The 24,602-nt window shown below is 69.8% G+C and carries 25 protein-coding genes; 18 read left to right on the top strand and 7 right to left on the bottom strand.

From position 1 onward, the window contains the following. Window positions 1–284 precede the first annotated feature (284 nt). Complete coding sequence (locus tag HUG12_RS18180) at window positions 285–1,127, bottom strand: polyprenyl synthetase family protein (protein ID WP_179270135.1); 843 nt, start codon at window positions 1,125–1,127, stop codon at window positions 285–287. A 179-nt stretch (window positions 1,128–1,306) separates the two neighbouring features. On the opposite strand from HUG12_RS18180, the gene HUG12_RS18175 reads away from it, so the two are divergent. Further along, complete coding sequence (locus tag HUG12_RS18175) at window positions 1,307–1,723, top strand: hypothetical protein (RefSeq protein ID WP_179270134.1); 417 nt, start codon at window positions 1,307–1,309, stop codon at window positions 1,721–1,723. Between the two features lie 193 nt (window positions 1,724–1,916). On the opposite strand, the gene HUG12_RS18170 is transcribed toward HUG12_RS18175, so the two are convergent. From HUG12_RS18170 to HUG12_RS18160, 3 genes are all read right to left on the bottom strand, one after another. Then, window positions 1,917–2,906, bottom strand: a complete 990-nt coding sequence (locus HUG12_RS18170; RefSeq protein WP_179270133.1) for an electron transfer flavoprotein subunit alpha/FixB family protein — start codon at window positions 2,904–2,906, stop codon at window positions 1,917–1,919. Continuing rightward, on the bottom strand, window positions 2,903–3,694 hold the full coding sequence (locus HUG12_RS18165) for an electron transfer flavoprotein subunit beta/FixA family protein (RefSeq protein WP_179270132.1): 792 nt from the start codon (window positions 3,692–3,694) through the stop codon (window positions 2,903–2,905). Before HUG12_RS18165 ends, HUG12_RS18170 begins: the two co-directional genes overlap by 4 nt. Window positions 3,695–3,807: 113 nt before the next feature. Further along, window positions 3,808–5,010: a helix-turn-helix transcriptional regulator gene (locus tag HUG12_RS18160; RefSeq protein WP_179270131.1), complete on the bottom strand. Its 1,203-nt coding sequence runs from the start codon at window positions 5,008–5,010 to the stop codon at window positions 3,808–3,810. 104 nt (window positions 5,011–5,114) lie between these two features. Between HUG12_RS18160 and HUG12_RS18155 the strand changes: the two genes are divergently transcribed. Together HUG12_RS18155 and HUG12_RS18150 are read left to right on the top strand one after the other, a co-directional pair. Continuing rightward, window positions 5,115–6,446: a DUF7096 domain-containing protein gene (locus HUG12_RS18155; protein ID WP_179270130.1), complete on the top strand. Its 1,332-nt coding sequence runs from the start codon at window positions 5,115–5,117 to the stop codon at window positions 6,444–6,446. Window positions 6,447–6,552: 106 nt separating this feature from the next. Beyond that, window positions 6,553–7,014 carry a type IV pilin N-terminal domain-containing protein gene (locus tag HUG12_RS18150; protein ID WP_179270129.1) on the top strand — a complete coding sequence of 154 codons (462 nt, stop codon included), beginning with the start codon at window positions 6,553–6,555 and terminating at the stop codon, window positions 7,012–7,014. 46 nt (window positions 7,015–7,060) lie between these two features. On the opposite strand, the gene HUG12_RS18145 is transcribed toward HUG12_RS18150, so the two are convergent. Then, window positions 7,061–7,777, bottom strand: coding sequence for a methyltransferase domain-containing protein (locus HUG12_RS18145; RefSeq protein WP_179270128.1), 717 nt, complete (start codon window positions 7,775–7,777; stop codon window positions 7,061–7,063). Window positions 7,778–8,021: 244 nt separating this feature from the next. Here HUG12_RS18145 and HUG12_RS18140 point away from each other — a divergent pair, with 244 nt between their 5' ends. Continuing rightward, window positions 8,022–8,741, top strand: coding sequence for a creatininase family protein (locus tag HUG12_RS18140; RefSeq protein WP_179270127.1), 720 nt, complete (start codon window positions 8,022–8,024; stop codon window positions 8,739–8,741). Window positions 8,742–8,780: 39 nt separating this feature from the next. Here HUG12_RS18140 and HUG12_RS18135 read toward each other — a convergent pair whose 3' ends face one another. Together HUG12_RS18135 and HUG12_RS18130 are read right to left on the bottom strand one after the other, a co-directional pair. Further along, window positions 8,781–9,224 carry a DUF5790 family protein gene (locus HUG12_RS18135; RefSeq protein WP_179270126.1) on the bottom strand — a complete coding sequence of 148 codons (444 nt, stop codon included), beginning with the start codon at window positions 9,222–9,224 and terminating at the stop codon, window positions 8,781–8,783. 64 nt (window positions 9,225–9,288) lie between these two features. After that, entirely contained in the window at window positions 9,289–9,651 is a 363-nt protein-coding gene (locus HUG12_RS18130) for a dihydroneopterin aldolase family protein (protein WP_179270125.1), read from the bottom strand. Between the two features lie 210 nt (window positions 9,652–9,861). Here HUG12_RS18130 and HUG12_RS18125 point away from each other — a divergent pair, with 210 nt between their 5' ends. The 14 genes from HUG12_RS18125 (at window position 9,862) to HUG12_RS18060 (ending at window position 24,442) form a co-directional block, all read left to right on the top strand. Beyond that, entirely contained in the window at window positions 9,862–10,401 is a 540-nt protein-coding gene (locus tag HUG12_RS18125; protein ID WP_179270124.1) for a CDP-2,3-bis-(O-geranylgeranyl)-sn-glycerol synthase, read from the top strand. Window positions 10,402–10,499: 98 nt separating this feature from the next. Beyond that, entirely contained in the window at window positions 10,500–10,997 is a 498-nt protein-coding gene (locus tag HUG12_RS18120; protein WP_179270123.1) for a hypothetical protein, read from the top strand. 48 nt (window positions 10,998–11,045) lie between these two features. Beyond that, window positions 11,046–11,582, top strand: a complete 537-nt coding sequence (gene pyrE / locus HUG12_RS18115; protein ID WP_179270122.1) for an orotate phosphoribosyltransferase — start codon at window positions 11,046–11,048, stop codon at window positions 11,580–11,582. Window positions 11,583–11,742: 160 nt separating this feature from the next. Beyond that, window positions 11,743–12,456, top strand: coding sequence for a phosphoribosyltransferase family protein (locus tag HUG12_RS18110; RefSeq protein ID WP_179270121.1), 714 nt, complete (start codon window positions 11,743–11,745; stop codon window positions 12,454–12,456). A gap of 146 nt (window positions 12,457–12,602) precedes the next feature. After that, on the top strand, window positions 12,603–14,066 hold the full coding sequence (locus HUG12_RS18105) for an NCS2 family permease (protein ID WP_179270120.1): 1,464 nt from the start codon (window positions 12,603–12,605) through the stop codon (window positions 14,064–14,066). A 46-nt stretch (window positions 14,067–14,112) separates the two neighbouring features. Further along, entirely contained in the window at window positions 14,113–15,522 is a 1,410-nt protein-coding gene (locus HUG12_RS18100; RefSeq protein WP_179270119.1) for an aryl-sulfate sulfotransferase, read from the top strand. Window positions 15,523–16,295: 773 nt separating this feature from the next. After that, window positions 16,296–16,628 (top strand): ATP synthase archaeal subunit H, encoded by a 333-nt coding sequence (ahaH, locus tag HUG12_RS18095; protein ID WP_179270118.1) that lies wholly within the window; start codon window positions 16,296–16,298, stop codon window positions 16,626–16,628. Next, complete coding sequence (locus HUG12_RS18090) at window positions 16,615–18,852, top strand: V-type ATP synthase subunit I (RefSeq protein ID WP_179270117.1); 2,238 nt, start codon at window positions 16,615–16,617, stop codon at window positions 18,850–18,852. Before ahaH ends, HUG12_RS18090 begins: the two co-directional genes overlap by 14 nt. 155 nt (window positions 18,853–19,007) lie before the next feature. Further along, window positions 19,008–19,262: a F0F1 ATP synthase subunit C gene (locus HUG12_RS18085; protein WP_179270116.1), complete on the top strand. Its 255-nt coding sequence runs from the start codon at window positions 19,008–19,010 to the stop codon at window positions 19,260–19,262. Window positions 19,263–19,284: 22 nt separating this feature from the next. Further along, entirely contained in the window at window positions 19,285–19,869 is a 585-nt protein-coding gene (locus HUG12_RS18080) for a V-type ATP synthase subunit E (protein WP_179270115.1), read from the top strand. Beyond that, the gene (locus tag HUG12_RS18075) at window positions 19,862–20,911 is read left to right on the top strand and encodes a V-type ATP synthase subunit C (protein WP_179270114.1); all 1,050 of its coding nucleotides are present in this window, start codon (window positions 19,862–19,864) and stop codon (window positions 20,909–20,911) included. Before HUG12_RS18080 ends, HUG12_RS18075 begins: the two co-directional genes overlap by 8 nt. Then, window positions 20,908–21,243 (top strand): V-type ATP synthase subunit F, encoded by a 336-nt coding sequence (locus tag HUG12_RS18070; RefSeq protein WP_179270113.1) that lies wholly within the window; start codon window positions 20,908–20,910, stop codon window positions 21,241–21,243. Before HUG12_RS18075 ends, HUG12_RS18070 begins: the two co-directional genes overlap by 4 nt. 3 nt (window positions 21,244–21,246) lie before the next feature. Continuing rightward, window positions 21,247–23,010, top strand: coding sequence for an ATP synthase subunit A (locus HUG12_RS18065; protein WP_179270112.1), 1,764 nt, complete (start codon window positions 21,247–21,249; stop codon window positions 23,008–23,010). A gap of 4 nt (window positions 23,011–23,014) precedes the next feature. Continuing rightward, window positions 23,015–24,442, top strand: a complete 1,428-nt coding sequence (locus HUG12_RS18060) for an ATP synthase subunit B (RefSeq protein ID WP_179270111.1) — start codon at window positions 23,015–23,017, stop codon at window positions 24,440–24,442. The last annotated feature ends 160 nt before the right edge of the window (window positions 24,443–24,602 follow it).

Raw genomic sequence — 24,602 nt, 5'->3', positions numbered from 1 at the left:
CGCTCGCCAGCTGCTCTCCCACTATCTTCTCGGCCGGAGGACCGAACGTCTGCACCCGATACCCCCGCTCCAGCACCTCGATTCACGGAGAACCCGCCGTGGCACACGACGGCTGACGAGCATCCATCGCTACGATAGCCGGATCCCCATCGTCACACCAGTGGTTGTACCGAGCGAGCGGCTTTTGGCATGAACGGGTTTTGCGGGGGTCTGGCCACAGCGCGTCGGCGGAGCCGACGCGCGAGGACACGCCCCCGCAAAAGAGGTTCGTGCGAGAGGTTCGTTTACCGCTCCCGAACGACCACGAACTCCGCCAGGTCCCGCAGGTAGCCGGACGCCTCGGAGTCCTCGATGGTCGCCGTCTCCAGCGCCTCCAGCGCGCGGTCGGCCTCCTCGCGTGCCCGCTCGTCGGCCTCCTCGTGGGACAGGTCCGTCACCTGTAGCAGCGACGGGCGGTCCTCCGCCTCGTCCTGGCCGGTCGGCTTGCCGAGTTCCGCCGCGTCCGCCGTCGCGTCGAGCACGTCGTCGCGGATCTGGAAGGCGACGCCGACGCGCTCGGCGTACTCGCCGAACGACTCGACGGTGAACGCGTCCGCGCCTGCGGCGATCGCGCCCAGTTCCGCCGCGGCCCGGAACAGCGCCCCGGTCTTCCGACGGGCCAGTTCCATGTACTCCGCCTCGTTCGTCGGCCGGGCGACGAGTTCGGTCGCCTCGCCCTCGCCGAGTTCGACCATCGCCTCCGCGACGACCTGCATCGCGCGCTCGTTCCGCGAGAAGAGGCCGAACGCCTCGCCGAGCAGGCCGTCGGAGGCGACGATGGCGGGCCCGTAGCCGAACTCGGCCCAGGCGCTCGGGGTGCCACGCCGGACGTCCGAGCGGTCGATGATGTCGTCGACCACGAGCGAGGCGTTGTGGACCAGTTCGGCGCCGACCGCGAAGTCCACCGCGTCGGCGGGGTCGCCCCCGGCCGTCTCACAGACCAGGAGCGTGACGGTCGGGCGGACGCGCTTCCCGCCGGCGAGCGCGACGTGCTCCAGCTCCGCGGAGAGTTCCGCGGGCTCGACCGAGCCGGTCACCTCCGCCAGCCGGTCGTTCACCATCGCGACCCGGCGCTCCAGGTACTCCATTACACCCGCGTCGGGGTGGGGGCCCAAAGAGGGTACCGAATGCGACCGTCCGCTCCACCGTGTTCCGGCGTGGAGGTCGGCGTTCCTCGGACGGAGAGTCACGACCGACGGACGAGCATTCGGTTCGTCGTTCCATCGACAGCAGAAAAGGTTAATCCGTCCCTTTTTAACAATTCATCATGAATCGAAGACAAGTACTGAGACGATGGGGGTTGGGAGTGCTCTTCCTCGCTGGCTGTGGAGGGGATCGAAGTGAAGATTCCCGATGGGATACGGAGTTCACCGTTCGCGGGTACGAATGTCTCGACGGGGAGGACGTGGAGGACAGCAACAGTGCCGGACTCGAACAAACGGGGTCACAGATACGCGTTCGAGGGGCGATATCGGACGGGGAACCACGACGAACGGCGAAGTTAGGGGACGTTGCACTGGACAGTACGACGCTCTATATTACCATCAAGACAATTCCAAACACCGAATCTCCAAAAGATTGCTCGCTAATAGTTGAGTATACCGCAGAAATTGACGTCGGTGAGGGTAATAATCAAATAGACGAAATCGTCGTTCAGCACAACGGGAAACGAGTGAAAACGTAGAAGACTTAGGTGACACCCCCACGATCCGGATCTGCCTGGTCTTCATTTACCAGAAGAGGCGTGTCCCCGTCGTCTTCTGTACGAGTTTTCCATGTTGAGCCATCTCCTACGCTTGACCCAGATACGGACACTACTCCGTAATTAAGACCAATACTAACGTCGTAGCCCCTATCGAACGGGGGTCACGTTGTGTTCACTTGAATTCACTTATCAGTGCGGGGACGACGTCGAACAGGTCGCCGACGACGCCGTAGTCCGCGATGTCGAAGATGGGCGCGTTCGGGTCGGTGTTGACCGCGACGATCGTCTCCGCGCCCTTCATCCCCGCGACGTGCTGGACGGCCCCCGAGATGCCGATGGCCAGATAGACGTCGGGGGTCACCTGCTTGCCCGACTGGCCGACCTGCCGGTTCTTCGGCAGCCAGCCGTTGTCGACGATGGGCCGCGACGAGGAGAGCGTCGCACCGGTGACCTCGACGAGTTCCTGGATGAGTTCGAGGTTCTCCTCCTCCTCGATACCGCGGCCGATGGAGACGAGGAACTCCGCCTCGGCGATGTCGACGTCGCCGCCCGCGACCTCCTCGAAGCCGACCACTCGCGAACCCGCGGCGTCCCCGTCGAACTCGTACTCGAACGGCTCGACCGCGGCGTCGCCGGCGCCCTCGGCGCCGGGCCACTCCCCGCCGCGGACGGTGACCGCGAACGGCTCCTCGGAGACGGCGACGGTCGTCTCGACCTTCGAGCCGTACATCTCACGGGTCGCCTCGAAGCCGCCGTCGTAGGCGAAGTCGACCGCGTCCGCGACGTACGGCAGGTCGAGCGCGTTCGCGACCGCCGGCGCGTAGTCGAGTCCGTTGACCGAGTTCGGCGCCAGCAGCGCGGCCGGTTCGACCTCCTCGAACAGCGACTCGACCGCGCCCGCGTAGAGGTCGTGGTTGAACTCCTCGCCGGCGTCGACGGTGTGGATCGTGTCGACGCCCTCGCGGTTGAGCGTCTCCGCGAAGCCGTCGACGTTCCCCGCGATCACCGCGATGTGGAGCTCCCCGCCCAGGTCGTCGGCCAGTTGCCGGCCGGCGGTGATCGCCTCGAAGCTCACGTCCCGGAGGTCGCCGCGGCGGTGCTCCGCGACCGCGAGCACGTCTCCCTCCGCCTCGCCGCCGTCGGTGACTGGTTCGGGCTTCATCGCCCGACCACCCCCTTCTCCCGGAGCACGTCGGCCAACCGTGCGGCCTGCTCGTCGGCGTCCCCCTCGAAGTAGGTCGCGTCCGACTCGCTCTCGGGCTCGTACATCGCCGTGCGTTCGATCGGCGACTCGACGGCGCTCGCGTCGAGCCCGAGGTCCGCGAGCGTCTTCGGGGCGATCTCCTTCGACTGCGCCTGTCGGATGCCGCGCAGGCTGGCGTACCGCGGCTCGTTCAGGCCCGTCTGGATGGTGAGCACGGCCGGGAGATCGACCTCCGTCAGCTCCTCGATGCCGCCCTCCAGTTCGCGGTGGAGGCTGGCGGTCGAGAAGTCCTCCGCCATCTCCAGGTGGTTCACGACCGCGGCCCACTCGAAGCCGACCTCGTCCGCGAGCGAGACGCCCGTCGCGCCGAAGTTGTCGTCGTTGGCCTGGACGCCGGAGAGGACGAGGTCCGGCTCCTCCTCCTCGACGACCGCCGCGAGAAGTCGGGTCTTCGCGGCCACGTCGAGGTCCGCGGCCGCGACGTCGTCGTCCCAGACGCGCACCGCGCGGTCGACCCCCTTCGCGAGCGCCATGCGGATGGTCTCCTCGCTCCGCTCGGGGCCGATGGTCGCGGAGACGACCTCGACGTCGTCGAACTCCTCGGCGAGCTGGACGCCGGCCTCGATGGCGTAGTCGTCCCACTCGTTGAGGTCGTACTCAAGGAACCGCTCGCCGACGTCGAGTCCCTCGATCTCGAAGTCGTCGGCGGCCTCGCCGACCTCCTTGACGGTTACGAGTATCTTCATCGCCGGTGGATTGCCGCGGTCGGCGGTAAATCCTTTCGAAACCCCTCACGCGCGGGTTCGGGTCGGTGCGCGACGACGGGCGAGCGACGACCCTCCAGCACCCGGGGGCCGACTCAGAGTCCGAAGCGGCGTCCGCTCCCGGATCCGTCGCCGTCCCCGTCGCCATCGCCTCCGGAACCGCCGTCCCCGCCGTCCGTCCCGTCGTCGTCCGGGAGCGAGATGAGGTTCTCCCGGCCGAGCCGGAGCTTCTCGACGTCGCCGTCCTCGGCCATCGCCGAGAGGAGCTGGGACACCTTCGCGTCCGACCACCCCGTCTCGGACACGATGTCGGCCTGCCGCATCCGGCCGCCGTTGCGTTCGAGGAGGCGTTCGACGCGCTCCTCGTCCGACAGGAGGTCCAGGTTCGGTTCGGGGTCGGCCGGCCCGACGCTCCCGACCGTCGACGGACCGGTCTCCGTTTCCGTCTCCTCGTCGCCCGCCTCCCCGTCGACGCCCGCGCGAGTCACGCCGGCGCCGGAGGAGCCGGCGGGCGGGAGCGACGTCACCGCGGCGTCGGCACCGTCCGTTCGCCGTCGGGAGACGAGGTACGCGGCCGCGACGAGCAGGACGAGCAGGCCGGCGGAGCCGACGAGGACCTGCGAGTCCTCCCACCAGAGCTCCGACCGCTCGTACGTCACGGAGATGTCGCCCGATGCGAACGTGGCGGGCTGGTCGACGATGATGTTCTGGCTCACGATCCGGTTACGGGGGACGGCGACGCTGGTCGCGTCGTAGCCCGGAGGCGGCTCGATGACGAGCCGCTGGCTCGGCTCGAGGGTCCTGAACCACGTCTCCTCCGGGGCGGCCCGGAACACGTCGTCGAGGACGAGGACCCCCTCGGACTCGGACCGGAGGAAGTTCGTCCACGTGAAGCGGAGCCGGAGGACGCCCGTGGTCTCGTTCTCGAAGCCGGCCGTTCGGTTCACGTTCCTGACGGTCATGTCGCGCCCGGTGGCGTCCGACGCGGCCGACGCGGCGTTCCGGAACATGTCCACGGTCGGGCCGGTCGTCGAGCCCTCGGTCTCGTACGCATCGGCGTAGGCGTCGAACGCGTCACGGCTTCGATCGTCTTCTAGACGGTACGCGACCGCGACGGTCCACCGCGCGTCGCCGTTCTCCCGCAGCGAGACGGTGAAGGTCGTTCGCGTGTCCTCGAACGGCGTCGAGACGGCAGGCTGTCCGTTCCCGTGGTGGTCCACGGCCCCGGTGGCCGGGAGGGCACCCGCGAGCGGTGCGAGAAGACAGATGGCGGCGAGGAGGAGGGCAACGTGCCGCATTCGTGGGGTCGGTCACGGCGCCCCGGCAAAACGCTTTCCATGCCGCGGCGGACGAACGGTCGTGTCGCGCGGTTTTTTATCCCTGGCGGCGAAAGCCGGCCCCGATGAGAGCCGCCCCCGCCCTCGCCGCCCTCCTCCTCGTCTGCGCCGCGGTCGCCGGCGCCGGTGCCGCCGGCGGGCCGGACGCCCTCCCGACGACCGAGCCGGGCGAACCCGGCGCGGTCGCCGACGAGCGCGCATCGGACGTCGACCACCCCGCGCCGAACGCTGCCCGCCCGGCCGCGAACGCCGCCAACGTCAGCGGCGCGAACCGGGTCCTCGGCCTGCCGAACGGGAGCGCGTCCAGCGCGGACATCGACCAGGTCCGCCTGGACGCCGGCGTCGCGGTCGGGATCGACGTGAACGTCTCCGCCGAGCGGATGGAGACCATCGCGCTCCGGCAGCACGTCACCGCCGCCGAGACCACCGACGAACGACAGCGCCGCATCCTCGACGGGATGAACGAACTGGAGAAGCGCGTCGTCACCCTCCGGACCGAACAGCGGATCGCCATCTCGGCGTACGCGGCCGGCGAGATCGACGCCAGGACGCTGTACGTTCGGCTCGCCAGCGTACAGGTCGAGGCCGAGGCGCTGGAGCGGCGACTCGACACGCTCGACCAGCTAGCCGACGGGACCGAGGACGGCATACTCGAGGGGAGCCGCGTCGAGGCGCTCCGGTACGACCTCCGGACGTTCGGCGGCCCGGTCCGGGAGCGGGCGACGTTGGCGATTCGCGGCGACGCCCCCCCGACCCGCGTGTATGCCGCGGCGAGCGGTGAGAGCGTCGTTCTCACGACCGTCGTCGAGGACGAGTACGTGCGGGAGGTGTACCGGGCGGACCTCCGTCCGAACGGCGGCGGTCCCGCGGACGAGATCGCCCAGAACGTGACCGCGCGAAGCTACCCCGAGATCTGGGACGTCCAGACGAACGCGAACGGCCAGGGCTCCGGACCGACGTTCGTGTTCGACGTGCCCTTCCCGGGCGGTCGGCTCACCGCGTTCGTCGACGGCGGGAGCGAACGCGTGTTCAAGGAGTACCAGCGGATCGATCTGGGGAACGTCTCGACCGGCGACGTGCGGGAGCGGACCATCGACCTGACGATCCGCGTGAACCGGACGTACGCCGGTGGACCGCTCCGCGTCGAGGTCGTCGACCCCGACTCCGGCGAGCCGGTGGACGCCGCCGTTCGGATCGCCCGGAGCGGCGAGGGGAGCAGCGAGATCGGCACCACCGGCGCGGACGGCGTGCTCTGGACGGTGGCCCCCCGGGGGACGTTCGTCGTGACCGCCATCGACGAGCACTCGGAGGACCTCGCGACCATCGAACTGACCTCCGGGGATCCCCTGACGGTCGAGGACGCGTACGCCCCGAACGGGACCGAGAACGGCTCGTAGCGGACCGTCCGCGGCGGGACGCCGTCGAACCGGTCGGGGCGACACTCGACCGTGCAACCCGGTCGCCACGCCAACCCTTTTCGCGGATGGGGCGACCAGTCCCCCCGTGTCTTCGCGTGCCTCCGCGCCGGCGGTCGGCGTCGCCCTCCTCCTGGTCGTGGCCGTCGGCCTCTCGGCGATCGTCGGCGCGGCCGCGTTCGATGCGGCGGACTCGGTCGGGGACCCACCCCCGTCCGCGAGCCTGTCGCTCTCGATCGAGGACGGGACGCTCGTCTTCGAACACGGCGGCGGGGAGGCGCTCGACGTCCGGGAGCTACGGCTCCGGGTGCGCGTCGACGGCGACGCGCTCGCCCACCAGCCGCCGGTCCCCTTCTTCTCCGCGCGGGGGTTCGTCCCCGGGCCGACCGGCCCGTTCAACGGGGCGGCGGACCCGCGGTGGACCGCCGGCGAGCGGGCGAGCCTCGAACCGGCCGGTACGAACTCGCCGGCGATCGATCCCGGCGACCGCGTGACCGTCGGCGTGTACGCGGGGGACGCACGGCTCGTCCGACTCGCCGCCGTCGGCTGAGTCGGGTAGCGAGGGCCGACGCCCGGTAGGGTGCCGATCGGTCCCCTCAGTCCTCGGACGGGGCGTCCGCGCCCCCCGCTTCCGCCGCCTCTACCTCGGCCGCCTCGGTCGCCTCGACCGGCTCCCCGGGTTCGGCCGCGTCGTCCCCGGGGACGGTAGCGACGGTCGTGATCGCGCGGGGGGCGCCCCTGTGTCGCTGCTGGATGTAGTGGTTCATCTCCGTGAAGCCCGCCTCGCGGAACATTCGCTCGGCTTCCTCGGCGTCGTAGAACAGCATGATCGCGTCGGCGAGCACCTGGAACGGCTTCGTTTTCGGGTAGTCGGGGCCGACGACGAGCACCGTGCCCCCGGGCCTGGTGACCCGGCGGAACTCCGCGAGCGCGTCGACGGGGTTGGGCCAGTACTCGATGGAGCCCGACGACCAGAGCTTGTCGAAGCTGTCGTCCGCGAACGGAAGCCGTTCGGCGTCGCCGCGGACGAACCGGACCTTTCCGCGCTTGCCGAACTTCCGGAACGCCTGCTCCATCTGGCCCGTCGACTGGTCGAGCGCGTGGACCTCGTCGACGTGGTTCAACAGTCCCTCGGTCGCGAAGCCGGTGCCGGAGCCGACGTCGAGCACGCGGTCGTCGCGGTCGGCGTCGAACCACTCGAGCGCCCGGTTCCGCATGCGGTCGTCCCAGACGTAGGGGTTGACCGTGTCGTAGATCTTCGAGAAGTACCTGTAGAAGAGGCGCGCCCGCGCCTTGTCCTCGAGGATTCCCATCGGTTCGTCTTCTCCCCGGCCGGTCATAATCCCAACGGGTTTGGGCGACCCCCGGGCGAACGGCGTCCGCGACCCGGTGGCTGGACGGTACGAGAGTGGACGGTCCGAGCGCGGTGGGGGACGCGAGCACGACGTACGCTACTGGGTGTGATGTACCTACCTGGCGTGACGTGCCGACCGGGCGCGGCGTACCGACCCGGAGCGACCGCCGGGCTACAAGTCGCCCGGGGTCACAGAGCCACACATGAAGCTGACCGAGGCGACCTGGACCGACGTCCGCGAGGCCGCCCCCGACGCCGCGCTCCTCCCGGTCGGGAGCACCGAACAGCACGGGCCCCACGCGCCGCTGGGCACCGACACGCTGAACGCGATCGCCGTCGCCGAGGCGGCAGCCGACCTCGCGGGGGAGGGGGTCGCCGTCGCGCCGCCGGTCCACGTCGGCGTCGCCGAGGAGCACCGCGCGTTCGACGGGACGCTCTGGGTGTCGCCCGACACCTTCCGCGCGTACGTCCGCGAGACGGTCGAGAGCCTCGCCCACCACGGCGTCGACCGCGTCGTGCTGGTGAACGGCCACGGCGGGAACGTCGAGGCGCTCGCGGAGGTCGCCCGCCGCGTCTCCCGCGACGCCGGGACCACGGCCTACGTGGTCGCGTTCACCTGGTTCGAGGCCGTCGGCGAGCACTCCTCGGAGATGGGCCACGGCGGGAAACTGGAGACCGCGCTGCTCCGGCGGGTCGCGCCGAACCTCGTGCGGGAGGACAGGGTGGCGGAGGCGCGGGCGGGCGGGTCGGACCGCTGGGGGGAGTGGGTTCGCGGGGTGAACCTCGCACACGACAGCGACGAGTTCACGGGGAACGGGGTCGTCGGCGACCCGGGCGCGGGGGACGACGAACTCGGGGGCGAGCTGCTCGACCGCGCGGGCGACGCGCTGGCCGAGGTGCTCGCGGCCGTCCGGGAGCGGTAGACGGAGCGCGGCCCCGGGTCGCGCTCCGGGCGTCCGTCGTTACGCCTCGGCTTCCTCGCCGTCGGCGTCGTCGACGTCCGCGTCGGCGCCCTCGGCGTGTATCTCCTCCAACCGGCCCCGGAGCCCCGGCACGGTGCTCGTGAGTTCGCCGACCTGCTCGTGGGCGTCCTCCACGGTGCCGACGAGGTCGGCGACCTCCTCGATCTCGCCGGCCAGTTCCTCGTCGTCCTCGAACGCGCCGGCGCGCTCGGCCATCACGTAGCGCTTCTTCGCCTGGCGGAGCTCCTCGGTCGCGTCGCCCGTGTCGAGCGCCGACCGCAGGCCGTTGAGCGCGCCGAGCACGTTGTCGGCGTCGGTGTCCCACACGGCGTCGGCGGTGGGGAGGGTCGCCTTCGCGTTCCGGAGGTGCTCCTCGACGTCGGCGCGGGCCTCGTCGGCCGCCTCGCCGAACAGCTCGTCGTCGTCGAACGTCGTCTGTCCCATGTCGAACGGTTCGGGCCGTTCGCGTTTAAACGGTCGCCCGAAAGTGAAAGTGAAGCGCGCGGGCTCAGGCCGTCTCGGAGCCGTCATCGTCGTCCACGCCGACCAGTTTCATCAGGGGGTAGCCGTCCTCCATCTCCATGCGCGTCCGGACGGCGACGCCCCCGTACTCGATACGCATCTCGACGTCCATCAGGCGGCCCGTCAGTTCCGCGTACCCGTTCTCGTGGTCGATGGCCTCGACCACCGCGTCGTCGTCGATGCGGACCGTGACGGACTCGCAGTACGGCTGGTTCTCGATCGCCTCGGCCATCGCCCGCTCCAGCGACCGGGCGCTGTCGGGGGAGACGGGCGTCCCGGCGAACTGGTGGTAGAGCGACCCGAACTTGATGCCCGCCTCGAAACACGCCCGCTGGGGGTCCGTGACCATACGTCGGGGTGGGGGTGGCCCGGCAAAGGCGTACCGGGCCGCCCGTGCGGTCGTCCGCTTCGGCCCGTCGTCCGGTCCGATCGATCGTCCGCTTCGGCCGGTCGTCCGCTTCGGCCGGTCGTCCGCTTCGGCCGATCGTCCGCCTCGGACGACCCTCCCGCCCCGCGGGAAACCGAAGAGACAAAACCCAACTACGGAGACACGTCGACCATGTTCCAACTCGTCGCGGGCGCGCTGTGGGCGATGCTGCCCGCCTACGTCCCCAACAACGCGGCCGTCCTCGCGGGGGGCGGTCGCCCCATCGACGGGGGGCGGACCTGGCGGGGGCGGCGCCTCCTCGGCGACGGGAAGACGTGGCGCGGCACCGCGATCGGGGTGCTGGCCGGCGTCGCGCTCGCGCTCCTGCTCGACCGTGTCGCGGGGCCGACCGGAGCCGCGCTCGGCATCGAGCTGCCGGGGGTCCCGCTCGCCGCCGCGGTCGGGCTCGCGCTGGGGGCGATGCTCGGCGACATCGCCGCATCGTTCCTCAAACGACGCACCGGCCGCGAGCGGGGCGCCTCGTTCCCCCTGCTCGACCAGCTCGACTTCGTCGTCGGCGCGCTCGCGCTCGCGGCGCTCCTCTCGCCGGCGTGGTTCGTGGAGACGTTCTCGTTCGCGCGCATCGCGGTCGTCGTGGTGGTCACGCCGCTGCTCCACGTCGGGACGAACGTCCTGGCGTACGCGGCCGGGCTGAAGGCCGAACCGTGGTGACCGCGCTCGGCTCGCGGGGTCGACGTCCGCCGGCCGCCAGTTCTCAGCCGTGAGAGCCGGGGCGACGAGTTTTAGCCACCGACCGCCCCCGTTCCGGCATGGAGGAGGAGTGGGACCTCGAGAAAGGGGAGGACGACGAGTCCAAGGTCTCGTTGCGAGGCCGCGCGCGCGCCAACCTCCCGGCACTCGCGCTCGGACTCATGCTCGCCTCGGCCGTCTCCGTCGCCGCAATCGGCGGCGCGGTCGCGACCGGCGTGGGCGAGTCGTCCTACGTCGCCCCCGACGGCTTCTCGTTCACGGTCGACCGGAACGGCGACACGCCCGCGGTGGTCATCATCCACGACGACGGGACGGTCCCGAACGCCGACCGGGTGCTCGTCGTCGACGAAGCGGGCAACGAGGTCACCTGGGAGGCGGTTCGGACCGGCCCGGGGACCGCCGCGGTGACCGGGGACTCGGCGCTGGCGTGCCCGCGCCAGGGCGCGACCTACACGGTCGTCTTCGACGACAGACGTGCGACCGAGACGGTGAGCACCTACGAGGTGGACGCCCCCATCCCGGCGAGCGTCGTCGAGCGGTGCGAGGCAGCGGGGTGAGCGGCACGGACCGGCAGTTTTTCGCCCCGTCCCGCCGGGAGTCGTGACATGACCGACGCCGACCGATCCGACCTGCTCGCGGCGCTCCGGGACGCCGACGCCGTGCTGTTCGGGGAGTTCGAACTCTCCCACGGCGGCACCAGCGACTACTACGTGGACAAGTACCGCTTCGAGACCGACCCGCGGTGCCTGGAACTGATCGCGCGGGCGTTCGCCGGGCGAGCGGACGGGACGAAACTCGCCGGCGTCGCGCTCGGCGGGGTCCCCCTCGCGGCCGCGACCGCCGTCGAGGCCGACCTGCCGTACGTCATCGCGCGCAAGGCGGCCAAGGAGTACGGCACCGGGAACCGGATCGAGGGCGAACTGGCGGAGGGCGAGGAGGTCGTCGTCGTCGAGGACATCGCCACGACCGGCCGGTCCGCGCTGGACGCCGTCGAGGCGCTCAGGGAGGCCGGCGCGACCGTGAACCGCGTGCTCGTCGTCGTCGACCGCGAGGAGGGGGCGAGCGACCTGCTCGCGGACCACGACGTCGATCTCGAGGCGCTGCTCACCGCCTCCGAACTGCTGGCGGACGCGGACGACTGACGCCGCGACGGGACGAGGGAACGGGTCGCGGGTCCGACGGGACGCGAGCGCGGCGTCCGGGCCGACGGCCCGGACGTGCGGGCCGGTGCTCCACAATTCTGCCCATCTATATCCGACCCGATTTCGAAGTGTTCATACTTGCACGAACTAGCATATCTCCATGAACAGAGCCGAGAAGGCCGCCCTCCAGCTACAGGCGGTCGCCGTCCTCCGGACGCTGAAGGAGACGCGGACCTACGAGGAACTCGCCGAGGTCACCGGCCTGCCGGCGGGTGACCTGAACCGCTACGTCAACGGCCACGTCCTCCCCGGCGCCGAACGGGCGAACGAGGTCGTCCGCGGCGTCGGTCGGGAGGCGCTCGCCGACGAACTGGAGGCGCGGGTCACCTTCGACGAGGAGGGGTACGTCGACAACTCGGGGGTCGTCTTCGACCAGCCGTTCCTCGACCTGGTCGGCCCCGTCGCCGCGGCGTCGCTCGACCTGGAGGCGCCCGACGTGGTGCTCACGGCCGCGACGGACGGCATCACGCTGGGCGCCGCGATGGCGTCGCACTTCGACGCGCGACTCGCGTACGCGAAGAAGTCGAAGGAGACGGCCGTCGAGGAGTTCATCGAGTCGCGCCAGCGGCTCGCCTCCGGCATCGAACTCACCTACTACCTCCCCGCCGGGGCGCTCGACGCCGGCGATCGCGTCCTCGTCGTCGACGACCTGATCCGGTCGGGCGAGACCCAGGAGTTGCTTCTCGACATCGCCACGCAGGCCGACGCGGACGTCGTGGGCGTGTTCGCGCTCATCGCCGTCGGCGAGGAGGGGACCGACCGCGCGAAGGCGATGACCGACGCCCCGGTCGGCGCGCTCGCCCAGTTCGAGTAGCCGGCGTCGGGGTCGGAGGTGGGTACCCACGAACGTGCCGTTCCCTGCCGGTTCAGGTGAAACGTGACGGGTGTTTTGAGCACGCCTGTGTATTGTTGCCCGATGCATACATCAACGCTTAAGAATGGTGTACACGAGCGTGCGGTATGGGGTTGACAGACTCGCTGTCGAACTACTTCGGCTTCGAGGAACACGGCACCGACCTGCCCACGGAACTGCTCGCGGGGGTAACGACGTTCCTGACGATGAGCTACATCGTCATCGTGAACCCGAGCATCCTGGCGGTGGCCATCGTCGAGGGGCCCGGACCGGACGTCGGGCGGAGCTTCGCGGAGGTCCAGCAGATGCTCGCGGTGGTGACGCTCATCTCGGCCGCGGTGGCGACGTTCGTCATGGCGCTGTACGCGAACCGGCCGTTCGGACAGGCGCCCGGCCTGGGGCTGAACGCCTTCTTCGCGTTCACGGTCGTGCTCGGGCTCGGCATCCCGTGGAACACCGCGCTCGCGGCGGTGGTGGTCGAGGGGGTCGTCTTCATGCTGCTCACGGCGGCCGGCGCGCGTGAGTACATCATCAGGGTGTTCCCACAGCCGGTGAAGTTCGCCGTCGGGGGCGGGATCGGGCTGTTCCTCGCCATCATCGGGCTCGACGCGATGCGGGTCATCGCCTCCGAGCCGGTGACGTACATCCAGCTCTCGCCCGTGTTCGCCCAGGACCCCGTCGCGGTCGTCGGGGTCGTCGGCCTGCTGTTCACGTTCGCGCTCTACGCCCGGGGCATCCCCGGAAGCATCGTCTTCGGCATCCTCGGCACCTCGGTGCTGGGGGCGGTCGTCTCGGGGCTCGGGTACTCCGCGTACTCGCCCCAGCGACTGCAGGAGAACATGGGCGTCACCATCGCGGACGCGTCGCTCGCGCCGTCGGTCGAGTCGCTCACCTACTCCGCGGCGGGGTACGACATCTCGCCGCTGGTCGGGGCGTTCCTCTCCGGGTTCGAGAACGTCGACGCGCTCGGGTTCGCGCTCGTCGTGTTCACGTTCTTCTTCGTCGACTTCTTCGACACCGCCGGCACGCTCACTGGCGTCTCGCAGATCGCCGGCTTCCTCGACGAGGACGGCAACCTGCCGGACATCGACAAGCCGCTGATGGCGGACGCGATCGGGACGACCGTCGGGGGCATCCTCGGCACCTCGACGGTCACGACGTACATCGAGTCGGCGACCGGCGTCGAGGAGGGCGGGCGAACCGGGATGACCGCGCTCGTCGTCGCGATCCTGTTCGTCGGTTCGCTCGCGATCGTCCCGCTCGCCTCGGCGGTCCCGCTGTACGCGAGCCACATCGCGCTCGTCGTCATCGCGGTGCTGATGCTGCGGAACCTCGTCGAGATCGACTGGGCCGACTACACCCACGCGGTCCCCGCGGGGCTGACGATGCTCGTGATGCCGTTCACCTACTCCATCGCGTACGGCATCGCCGCCGGCATCATCTCCTACCCGATCGTCAAGGCCGCCGCCGGCGAGTTCGAGGACGTGCGGCCCGGCCACTGGGTGCTCGCGGCCGCGTTCGTCGCCTACTTCGTGGTCCGGACGGGCGGCATCCTCAGGGCGACGCTCTGAGCGGCAAGCACAAGAGTTTCATCCGGCGGCTTCCGTCGGAGAAACGATGGACGCCTCCACGGTCTCCCGCCGCCGTCTCGCGCGAACGCTCGCGCTCCTCTGCGTGCTCGGACTGTTCCTCCCCGCGCTCGGCCAGGCCGTCGCACCCGGCGACGCCGGGACGCCGGGCACGGTCGGCCTCGAACCCGGGACCGTCGAGTCGGAGGCGAACGGTTCCACCGTCGTCGGCATCCAGGGCTTCCACTTCGAGGGGCAGGGGTCGACGAAGAAGCCGGCCCGCCTCGTCTCCACCAGTGCCAACGGGACGACAGAGTGGGTGTACAACGGCACCGAGCGGGGCGCGAACTGGTTCTACGACGTGGACCCGCTGGAGAACGGGAACCTCCTCGTCGTCTCCACGAACCCGGACGGCACCGTCGTCTTCGAACTCGACCCGGACACCCGCGAGCGAGTCTGGGAGGAGCGGTTCGACCTCACCGACACCCACGACGTCGAGAAGCTGCCGAACGGCGACCTGCTGATCGCGAACATGCGTCAGTGGAACGAGTCGGCGGGCCGGTCGGACGACCGGGTGTTCGTCTACAACCGGAGCACCGACGAGGTCGACTGGGAGTGGCACTTCCGTGACCACTACCCCGAGTCGACCGACGGCGGGTACAGCGAGGACTGGACCCACGTCAACGACGTCGAGCGCATCGACGAGGGCCAGTACCTCGTCTCGCCGCGCAACTTCGACCAGGCCATCGTCATCAACCGGTCCACGGACGAGATCGACTACCGGCTCGGCTCCGACGACGACCACGACACGCTGAACGAACAGCACAACCCCGACTGGCTGGTGAGCGAGGAGGGGAACCCCGTCATCCTCGTCGCCGACTCGGAGAACGACCGCGTGGTCGAGTACGAGCGGCGCGACGGCGAGTGGGAACTCGTCTGGGAGGTGGGCGCCGGCCAGCTCTCGTGGCCGCGTGACGCCGATCGCCTGCCGAACGGGAACACGCTCATCACCGACTCGCTGAACCACCGGGTCATCGAGGTGACCCCGAAGGGCGAGATCGTGTGGGAGTACTACGCGACCTGGGGGCCGTACGACGCGGAGCGGGTCGCCCACGGCGGCGGCTCGAACGGCCCGACGATGTCCGACCAAGGCGTGCGTGGCAGCTATCGGGTGTACGGGAGCGCCGGGCTCATCGCCGGCACCGGCGACTCGTCGACGTTCGCGGCGACCGTCCAGAACACGTTCGCGGGGACGCCGCTGGCGGGGCTCGCGGCGGAGTTCGCGACGACCTGGGCCCACGTCACGCCGTGGATCCGCCCGGCGTGGATGGGGCCGTGGGCGTTCGCCTCGGCCGCGGCGGGCGCGCTGGTGCTCCTCGGCTGGGGGCTCGCGGAACTCACGCTCGCCCGGGGTCGCGTCGTCGAGGCCGTCGAGGGCGTTCGCGGGCGGTGGGGCTGAGTCGGTCGGCTCCCCTGCTCCCAGTCGGCTTTTCCGACGGCAGAGCATCGTATTCGTCCGTTTCGGTCGGTTCGTTCGCGCCGTGCGATCGTGTCCCGAAAGCCTCCGCAGCCGTCGGTGTCAGTGGGTGATTCGGCCGTCGTGGGGAAGTCTTCGAAAGCCCCCGCGGTTCTCGGCTCCGGGGACCACGGCTGCGCTCCTCGCCGCTCGCGTTGCTCGCTCCTGCGGTGCTTGCCGGGTCCGCGTTCGCCGAGAACCACGGCCCCTTTCAGTCCTGCCCGACCGCAGCCACGCCCTCCCCAGCCGACGAGTTCCCTCCCTCCGGTCGCGAACTCGTCCCTCGCACGAGCGGCCGCGCTCCGCGCGGCCGCCGCGCGCCGCGTGGACCGGCCGAGTGCGGTGGCGCGTGCCGGCGGGCCTCCGTGCCCGCCGGATGCGCGCGAGGGATGAGCACCGCAGGCGAGCCGAGCGAACGGAGTGAGCGAGCGAGTCGAGGGGCGAAATCGGTTTGGGAGGCGTGTGGCTGCCGTTGCTGCGGGTGGGACTTTCGGCACCTGTGCTGCGGCGGGCAACTCGGTCGATGAGCCGCGGGGGCTTCCGAGAACTGCTCCGCGACGACCGGACCGTCTCCGAAACCATCGGGATTCACGAATCAGAATCGACTCGACACCCGACCCGGACTCGTCCCGTCCGACTCCCCCCGTCGCCGTCCCTTCGCGGAGTTCCGCAAACACCTTATACGCAGGTAGTACAATTCGAGACGACGAGTATCTATGCCGAGACCCGAAGTTCTCGAACGTGTGAAGGAGGCCGAAGCGGACGCCGAAGCCATCGTCGCCGAGGCGGAGGCGGACCGCGAGCAACGGATCTCCGAGGCCCGCGAGCGCGCCGACGAGATCGTCTCCGAGGCCGAGCGGGAGGCCGACGAGCTGGAGGAGGCCCGGCTCTCGGAGGCCCGCGAGGAGATAGAACGACGGCGCGAGGAGATCCTCGAGGAGGGAAGACGCGAGCGCGCCCGGCTCGTCGAGGAGGCCGAGGAGCGGACCGGGGAGGCCGTCGAGTTCGCCGTCGAACGGTTCGAGGAGGGGGTACATGCTCAGACCTGAACGGATGAGCAAGGTGTCGGTGACCGGCTCCCGCGGCGTCATGGAGCCGGTCATCGAGGCCGTCCACGACCTGAACCTACTGCACGTCACCGACTACGACGGCTCCTGGGAGGGCTTCCGGCCCGGCAACCCGATCGAGGGCGCCGAGGACGCCGCCGACAAGCTGGTCACCGTCCGCTCCATCGAGTCCATCCTCGAGGTGGACGAGGACGACGCCGGCGAGGCCCGCGTGCTCACCGACGAGGCCCTCCGGGAGGACCTCGCCGACGTTCGCGACCGCGTGAACGACCTCGACGACCGGCGCGACGGGATCCGGTCCGAACTCCGCGACGTGGAGGACCGGATCGACGCCGTCGAGCCGTTCGCGGACCTGGGGATCGACCTCGACCTCCTGCAGGGGTACGACAGCCTGCAGGTCGCCGTCGGCGAGGGCGACCGGGACGCCGTCGAGCGCGCGGTCCGCGAGGTCGACGCGCTCGGCGAGTTCGAGGTGTACGAGGGCGAGGACGACACGCTCGCCGTGTTCGCCCGGCCCGAACCCGCCGCGGACGCGGACGCGCTGACCGACGCGCTGGTGAGCGCCGAGTTCGCGGCCGTCGAGGTGCCGGCCGTCGAGGGCGAACGGGTGAGCCCCGAGGGCCACCTCGACGACCTGGAGTCCCGACGCACCGAACTGGAGACGGAGCTCGCGGACCTCGACGAGCGACTCGAATCGGTGAAGGAGGAGGCCGCCGGCTTCCTGCTCGCCGCGGAGGAACAGCTCTCCATCGAGGTCCAGAAGACCGAGGCGCCGCTCTCGTTCGCGACGACCGAGAACGCGTTCGTCGCGGAGGGGTGGATCCCCACCGAGCGCTACGCCGAGTTCGCGGGCGCGATCGAGGACGCGGTCGGGAGCCACGCCGAGGTCGAGGAGCTGGAGCGGGCCGCCTTCGGCGCGGACGGCGAGGTGCAGGTCCGGGAGGACGTGCCCACCGAGGCCGGCGAACCGAAGTCCGACGACGAGACGGAGGAGGCCGCCGAGGAGGAGCCCCAGCGCGCGGTCGCGGACGGCTCCGGCGGCACGGTCGTCATGCGGAACGACGACCCGCCGGTCGTGCAGGACAACCCCGGCATCGTCAGCCCGTTCGAGGTGCTGGTACGGGCGGTCGGCCGGCCGAAGTACTCGGAGTTCGACCCGACCGTCGTCCTGTTCCTCACGTTCCCGGCGTTCTTCGGGTTCATGATCGGCGACCTCGGCTACGGGATCCTCTACACCCTCATCGGCTACTACCTCTACAGCAACTTCGACTCGCAGGCGTTCAAGAGCATGGGCGGGGTGACGATCGCCGCCGGCCTGTTCACGATGCTGTTCGGCGTCCTCTACGGCGAGCTCTTCGGGCTCCACCTGATCGCGGACGCCCTCTGGGGCGGCAGCGCGCCCCTCCACAAGGGGCTCCAGCCCGCCGACGTCTACTGGGCCCAGACGTGGCTCGTCGTGAGCACGCTGCTCGCGCTGCTCCACCTCAACGTCGGCTACGTCTTCGGCTTCCTCGAGGAGCTCGAGTTCCACGGGCTCGGCACCGCCCTGACCGAGAAGGGCTCGTGGATCCTCGGCATGAACGGCATGTGGCTGTTCGTGTTCAGCACGCTGTTCCAGAGCAAGAAGCCCGGCTTCCTGTTCCAGGTGTTCGACTCCGGGCACGGCGCGGCGTTCCAGCTCGGCTTCTCGGGCTTCTCCGAGCCGGTCGGCTGGCTCGGGCTCGGCATGCTCGGCCTGGGCGCGGTGCTGCTCGCGACGGCCGAACCGGCCGAACTGCTCGAGATCTTCGACGTGCTGGTGAACGTGCTCTCGTACACCCGGATCGCCGCGGTGCTGCTCGCGAAGGCGGGGATGGCGTTCGTCGTCAACCTCCTGTTCTTCGGCGTGTTCGTCACCGGCTCCGGCGACGGCGCGGAGTGGCACTTCGGCACGACCCACATGTACGAGGTCGGCGAGATGTACCACGGCCACGAGGTGACCGAGGTCATGTTCGGCGGCCTGATGCACGGGGGGATCGGCTCGCTCGTCGGCGGGCTCGTCATCCTCGTCATCGGCCACCTGCTCGTGCTGGCGCTGGGGGTCACCTCCGCCGGCCTGCAGGCCGTCCGTCTCGAGTACTACGAGTTCTTCTCGAAGTTCTTCGACGGCGGCGGCACGGCGTACACCCCGTTCGGTCGGGAGCGGAAACACACCGTCGAGGAGTAGCCCCGACGGGCGGCATTTGGTATTCTCTCGCACGGGCAGCGGGCCGCGAGACCCGCGTATTCGGCCGTCTCGGTCGGCGCGATTGGGAAGCTTTATGGCCTCCGTAGGTGCAAATTTCGACTGTCCGGAGACAAGGCAACCGCCGTTAGAAACCAATGATCGACACCATTCCAGAGCTGGCCAACGTTGTACTGCAGGAAAGTAGCCCGGCGATCCCGGAGAACTCCGCCGCTGCGCTCGCGGTCGGTCTCGCGGCGTTCGGCGCGGGGTACGCCGAGCGCGGCATCGGTTCGGCGGCGGTCGGCGCCGTCGCCGAGGACGAGGACCTGTTCGTCACCGGCCTGATCTTCACGGTCCTGCCGGAGACGCTCGTCATCCTCGCGCTGGTCACCATCTTCCTGGTCGGCTAAGACCGCCCCGCCTCTTTCATCAATGAGTCTGGAAACAGTCGCCGAGGACATTCGAGAGGAAGCCCGCGCGCGTGCGGAGGAAATCCGCGAAGAGGGCGAGGAACGCGCCGGCGAGATCGTCGCCGAGGCCGAGGCGGAGGCCGAACGCGTCCGCGAGGAGCGCGAGGCGACCGTCGAGCGGAAGATCGCCCAGGAGCGCGAGCAGTCGCTCTCCAGCGCGAAGCTCGAGGCCAAACAGGAGCGCCTGGAGGCCCGACGCGACGCCCTCGAGACCGTCCACGAGGAGGTCGAGGCGGCGATCGCTGGGCTGGAGGGCGAACGGCGCGAGGAGCTGACCCGCGCGCTGCTCGAGGAGGCGGCCGGGGAGTTCGACGACGACGAGTCGGTCGCCGTCTACGGCCGCGCGGAGGACGAGGAACTGCTGACCGACCTGCTCTCGGGGTACGAGGGCTGGTCGTTCGCCGGCGAACGGGACTGTCTCGGCGGCGTGATCGTCGAGAGCGAGGAGTCCCGCGTCCGGGTCAACAACACGTTCGACTCGGTCCTCGAGGGCGTCTGGGAGGACAACCTCAAGGAGCTGAGCGACCGACTGTTCGACGATGAGTAGCCGCGCCGGCACGTCCAACCCCGAGTACGTGAACGCCCGCGTCCGTTCGCGACGCGGCGCGCTGTACGACGACGACGACTACCGGAAGCTGGTCCGGATGAGCCCCGCGGAGATCGCCCGCTTCATGGAGGAGTCCGCCTACGAGGACCAGGTGAACGAGCTGGGCGCCCGTTACTCCGGCGTCGACCTCATCGAGTACGCGCTGAACCGGAACCTGGCGGAGCAGTTCGAGGACATCCTCGACTGGTGTGAGGGGCGGCTGTACGAGCAGGTGGCCCGCTACCTGCGCAAGTTCGACGCGTGGAACGTGAAGACAGTCCTGCGCGGGCTCTACGCCGACGCCGAGCGCGAGTCGGTGGAGGCGGACCTCATCCGCGCCGGCGAGTTCGACGAGCGCCGCATCGGGCGGCTGCTCGACGCGGGCTCCATCGAGGAGGCCGTCGAGGTGCTCTCGGACACGCCGTTCGGTCCGGGCCTCGAGGACGCGTACGGCGACTACGAGTCCACCGGCGTGCTGGTCCCGCTCGAGAACGCGGTCGACCGCGCGTACTACGAACTGCTCTCGACGAGCGACCTCTCCGGCGAGGCGCTCTCGGAGTACCGCGAGTTCCTGGAGTCGGAGATCGACTTCCGGAACGCGATCAACGCGCTCCGGCTCGCCCGGTCGGGTGCGGACGTCGACCCCTCGGAGTACTTCATCGAGGGCGGCGTCCTGTTCTCGGCCGACGAACTGCGCGCGCTCGCGAGCAACCGCGACGAGCTGCTCCAGCGCATCCGCGAGAGCCGCTACGGCGAGGACCTCTCGTCGGCGCTGACGGAGCTGGAGGAGGCGGAGAGCCTCATCGCCTTCGAACACGCGCTGGAGGCCGCGCTGCTCGAGTACGCGGACTCGCTCGGCCACGTCTACCCGCTGTCGGTGACGCCCGTGGTGTCGTACATCCTCGCCAAGGAGCGCGAGGTGGACAACATCCGCGCCATCGCCCGCGGGAAGGAGGCCGGCCTCTCCGAGGAGGAGATCGAGGAGGAACTGGTGATCCTATGAGTCAGGAGATCGCTGTCATCGGCAGCCCCGAGTTCACGACCGGCTTCCGGCTCGCCGGCGTGCGGCGGTGTGAGAACGTCGCCGACGACGAGAAGGACGAGTCGCTCGACGACGCCGTCGAGCGCACGCTCGCGGCCGAGGACGTCGGCATCGTCGTGATGCGCGACGAGGACCTCGACCACCTCTCGCGGTCCGTTCGGCAGTCCGCCGAGGGGAGCGTCGAACCCGTGCTCGTCACGCTCGGCGGCGGCGCCGGGAGCGGCCTGCGCGAACAGATCAAACGCGCCATCGGGATCGACCTGATGGCGGAGGACGACGACGAGGACAACTAACACATGAGTCAAGCAACCGAACCGGAAGTCACGGAAGGGACCGGACGCATAAACAGCGTGAGTGGTCCGGTCGTGACGGCCGTCGACCTCGACGCTCGCATGAACGACGTCGTCTACGTCGGCGACGAAGGGCTGATGGGCGAGGTCATCGAGATTGAAGGCGACGTCACGACCATCCAGGTGTACGAGGAGACCTCGGGGGTCGGCCCCGGCGAGCCCGTCGAGAACACGGGCGAACCGCTCTCGGTCGACCTCGGCCCGGGCATGCTGGACGCCATCTACGACGGCGTGCAGCGCCCGCTCGACGTGCTCGAGGAGAAGATGGACAGCGCGTTCCTCGACCGGGGGGTCGACGCCCCGGGCATCGACCTTGAGAAGGAGTGGGAGTTCACCCCCGAGGTCGAGGCCGGCGACGAGGTCGAACCCGGCGACGTCGTCGGGATCGTCCCCGAGACGGTGACCATCGACCACAAGGTGATGGTGCCCCCCGGCTCGGAGGGCGGCGTCGTCGAGAGCGCCGAGTCCGGTCCGTCCACCGTGGACGAACCGGTCGTCACCCTCGAGAACGGCGAGGAGATCACGATGCACCAGGAGTGGCCGGTGCGCGAGCAGCGGCCGACCCTCGAGAAGCGCACCCCGCGCACCCCGCTGGTGTCGGGCCAGCGCATCCTCGACGGCCTGTTCCCCATCGCGAAGGGCGGGACGGCCGCCATCCCCGGGCCGTTCGGCTCCGGGAAGACGGTCACCCAGCACAGCCTCGCCAAGTTCGCGGACGCGGACATCATCGTCTACGTCGGCTGCGGCGAGCGCGGCAACGAGATGACCGAGGTCATCGAGGACTTCCCCGAACTGGAGGACCCGGCGAACGGAAACCCGCTGATGGCCCGGACGAGCCTCATCGCCAACACGTCGAACATGCCCGTCGCGGCCCGGGAGTCCTGCGTGTACACGGGCATCACCATCGCGGAGTACTACCGCGACATGGGCTACGACGTGGCGCTCATGGCCGACTCCACCTCGCGGTGGGCCGAGGCGATGCGCGAGATCTCCTCCCGGCTGGAGGAGATGCCCGGCGAGGAGGGCTACCCCGCGTACCTGGCCGCACGCCTCGCGGAGTTCTACGAGCGCGCCGGCTACTTCGAGAACATCAACGGCACGGAGGGCTCCGTCTCGGTCATCGGGGCGGTCTCGCCGCCCGGCGGCGACTTCTCCGAGCCGGTCACCCAGAACACGCTGCGCATCGTGAAGACGTTCTGGGCGCTGGACGCCGACCTGGCCGAGCGCCGGCACTTCCCGGCGATCAACTGGAACGAGTCCTACTCGCTGTACCAGGACCAGCTCGACCCGTGGTTCCAGGAGGAGGTCGCCGAGGACTGGCCCGACAAGCGCCAGTGGGCCGTCGACACCCTCGACGAGGAGGGCGAACTGCAGGAGATCGTCCAGCTCGTCGGGAAGGACGCCCTGCCGGAGGACCAGCAGCTCACCCTCGAGGTGGCCCGCTACCTCCGCGAGGGCTACCTCCAGCAGAACGCGTTCGTCGACGAGGACATGTACTGTCCCCCCGAGAAGACGTACGCGATCCTCACCGCCATCCAGACGTTCAACGACGAGGCGTTCGACGCCCTCGACGCCGGCGTCCCGGTCGAGGAGATCCAGAGCATCGACGCCGCGCCGCGGCTGAACCGCATCGCCACCCAGGCGAACTGGGAGGAGTACGTCGAGGAACTCGAGGCGGAGATCGAAGAGCAGCTCCAGGCGCTCTACTAGACCAATGAAAGAGTATCAAACCATCACGGAGATCAGCGGCCCGCTGGTGTACGCCGAGGTCGACGAGCCCGTCGGCTACGACGAGATCGTCGAGATCGAGACGCCCGAAGGCGAAACCAAGCGCGGCCAGGTCCTCGAGAGCGAGGAGGGGCTCGTCGCCATCCAGGTGTTCGAGGGGACCACCGGCATCGACCGCAACGCGTCCGTCCGCTTCCTGGGCGAGACGCTGAAGATGCCCGTCACCGAGGACCTCCTCGGGCGGGTGCTCGACGGCTCCGGCCAGCCGATCGACGGCGGCCCGGACATCGTCCCGGACGAGCGGCGCGACATCGTCGGCGCCGCCATCAACCCCGTCTCCCGGGAGTACCCCGAGGAGTTCATCCAGACGGGCGTGTCGTCGATCGACGGCATGAACACGCTGGTGCGGGGCCAGAAGCTCCCCATCTTCTCGGCGTCGGGGCTCCCGCACAACGACCTCGCGCTCCAGATCGCGCGGCAGGCGACCGTGCCGGAGGAGGCCGCCGAGGAGGGCGAGGAGGCATCCGAGTTCGCGGTCATCTTCGGCGCGATGGGCATCACCCAGGAGGAGGCCAACGAGTTCATGCAGGACTTCGAGCGCACCGGCGCGCTGGAGCGCTCGGTCGTCTTCACGAACCTCGCGGACGACCCCGCCGTCGAGCGGACGGTCACACCGCGGATGGCCCTCACGACCGCGGAGTACCTCGCGTTCGACAAGGGGTACCACGTGCTCGTCATCCTGACGGACATGACCAACTACTGCGAGGCGCTCCGCGAGATCGGGGCGGCCCGCGAGGAGGTTCCGGGGCGGCGTGGCTACCCCGGGTACATGTACACCGACCTGGCGCAGCTCTACGAGCGCGCCGGACGGATCGAGGGCCGGGAGGGATCGGTGACGCAGATCCCCATCCTGACGATGCCGGGCGACGACGACACCCATCCCATCCCCGACCTGACGGGGTACATCACGGAGGGGCAGATCTACGTCGACCGCGACCTGCACAGTCAGGGTCTCAAGCCGCCGGTGCAGGTGCTCCCGAGCCTCTCGCGGCTGATGGACGACGGCATCGGCGAGGGCCTCACCCGCGAGGACCACGGCGACGTCTCCGACCAGATGTACGCGGCGTACGCGGAGGGCGAGGACCTGCGCGACCTCGTGAACATCGTCGGCCGCGAGGCGCTCTCCGAGCGCGACAACAAGTACCTCGACTTCGCGGACCGCTTCGAGGCGGAGTTCGTCCAGCAGGGGTACGACACGGACCGCACCATCGACGAGACGCTCGAGATCGGCTGGGACCTCCTCTCGACGCTGCCGAAGGAGGAACTCAACCGCATCGGCGAGGACCTCATCGAGGAGCACTACCGCGAGGACGTCTCGGGCGAGGGGTCGGCCGAGGAAGTCACCGCGGACTAGTCGGGTTCGAGTTTTCGTCGATTCCGGTCGGTTCCTCTCTCGTGGACAGCGCCGCGAGTACCGTGGTGGCGACCGCACGGCCGCGAGGGCATCCGTTCCCACCCCGCCGGTAGCTCGGTTCGGCGACGTAGCCCGACTACCGCTCGCCCCCACTGTCGGC

This window comes from Halorarum salinum (assembly GCF_013402875.1).
Classification (GTDB): domain Archaea; phylum Halobacteriota; class Halobacteria; order Halobacteriales; family Haloferacaceae; genus Halorarum; species Halorarum salinum.
This window is presented reverse-complemented; position numbering and strand designations above follow the sequence as displayed.

What these genes read in the sequence shown, in the direction of transcription:
- ahaH (WP_179270118.1), top strand. Translation starts at nt 16,296, where the DNA reads ATGCCGAGACCCGAAGTTCTCGAACGTGTGAAGGAGGCCGAAGCGGAC.
- HUG12_RS18180 (WP_179270135.1), bottom strand. Translation starts at nt 1,127, where the DNA reads ATGGAGTACCTGGAGCGCCGGGTCGCGATGGTGAACGACCGGCTGGCG.
- HUG12_RS18080 (WP_179270115.1), top strand. Translation starts at nt 19,285, where the DNA reads ATGAGTCTGGAAACAGTCGCCGAGGACATTCGAGAGGAAGCCCGCGCG.
- pyrE (WP_179270122.1), top strand. Translation starts at nt 11,046, where the DNA reads ATGACCGACGCCGACCGATCCGACCTGCTCGCGGCGCTCCGGGACGCC.
- HUG12_RS18135 (WP_179270126.1), bottom strand. Translation starts at nt 9,224, where the DNA reads ATGGGACAGACGACGTTCGACGACGACGAGCTGTTCGGCGAGGCGGCC.
- HUG12_RS18120 (WP_179270123.1), top strand. Translation starts at nt 10,500, where the DNA reads ATGGAGGAGGAGTGGGACCTCGAGAAAGGGGAGGACGACGAGTCCAAG.
- HUG12_RS18060 (WP_179270111.1), top strand. Translation starts at nt 23,015, where the DNA reads ATGAAAGAGTATCAAACCATCACGGAGATCAGCGGCCCGCTGGTGTAC.
- HUG12_RS18170 (WP_179270133.1), bottom strand. Translation starts at nt 2,906, where the DNA reads ATGAAGCCCGAACCAGTCACCGACGGCGGCGAGGCGGAGGGAGACGTG.
- HUG12_RS18110 (WP_179270121.1), top strand. Translation starts at nt 11,743, where the DNA reads ATGAACAGAGCCGAGAAGGCCGCCCTCCAGCTACAGGCGGTCGCCGTC.
- HUG12_RS18130 (WP_179270125.1), bottom strand. Translation starts at nt 9,651, where the DNA reads ATGGTCACGGACCCCCAGCGGGCGTGTTTCGAGGCGGGCATCAAGTTC.
- HUG12_RS18065 (WP_179270112.1), top strand. Translation starts at nt 21,247, where the DNA reads ATGAGTCAAGCAACCGAACCGGAAGTCACGGAAGGGACCGGACGCATA.
- HUG12_RS18145 (WP_179270128.1), bottom strand. Translation starts at nt 7,777, where the DNA reads ATGGGAATCCTCGAGGACAAGGCGCGGGCGCGCCTCTTCTACAGGTAC.
- HUG12_RS18125 (WP_179270124.1), top strand. Translation starts at nt 9,862, where the DNA reads ATGTTCCAACTCGTCGCGGGCGCGCTGTGGGCGATGCTGCCCGCCTAC.
- HUG12_RS18085 (WP_179270116.1), top strand. Translation starts at nt 19,008, where the DNA reads ATGATCGACACCATTCCAGAGCTGGCCAACGTTGTACTGCAGGAAAGT.
- HUG12_RS18090 (WP_179270117.1), top strand. Translation starts at nt 16,615, where the DNA reads ATGCTCAGACCTGAACGGATGAGCAAGGTGTCGGTGACCGGCTCCCGC.
- HUG12_RS18155 (WP_179270130.1), top strand. Translation starts at nt 5,115, where the DNA reads ATGAGAGCCGCCCCCGCCCTCGCCGCCCTCCTCCTCGTCTGCGCCGCG.
- HUG12_RS18070 (WP_179270113.1), top strand. Translation starts at nt 20,908, where the DNA reads ATGAGTCAGGAGATCGCTGTCATCGGCAGCCCCGAGTTCACGACCGGC.
- HUG12_RS18100 (WP_179270119.1), top strand. Translation starts at nt 14,113, where the DNA reads ATGGACGCCTCCACGGTCTCCCGCCGCCGTCTCGCGCGAACGCTCGCG.
- HUG12_RS18105 (WP_179270120.1), top strand. Translation starts at nt 12,603, where the DNA reads ATGGGGTTGACAGACTCGCTGTCGAACTACTTCGGCTTCGAGGAACAC.
- HUG12_RS18140 (WP_179270127.1), top strand. Translation starts at nt 8,022, where the DNA reads ATGAAGCTGACCGAGGCGACCTGGACCGACGTCCGCGAGGCCGCCCCC.
- HUG12_RS18075 (WP_179270114.1), top strand. Translation starts at nt 19,862, where the DNA reads ATGAGTAGCCGCGCCGGCACGTCCAACCCCGAGTACGTGAACGCCCGC.
- HUG12_RS18175 (WP_179270134.1), top strand. Translation starts at nt 1,307, where the DNA reads ATGAATCGAAGACAAGTACTGAGACGATGGGGGTTGGGAGTGCTCTTC.
- HUG12_RS18165 (WP_179270132.1), bottom strand. Translation starts at nt 3,694, where the DNA reads ATGAAGATACTCGTAACCGTCAAGGAGGTCGGCGAGGCCGCCGACGAC.
- HUG12_RS18160 (WP_179270131.1), bottom strand. Translation starts at nt 5,010, where the DNA reads ATGCGGCACGTTGCCCTCCTCCTCGCCGCCATCTGTCTTCTCGCACCG.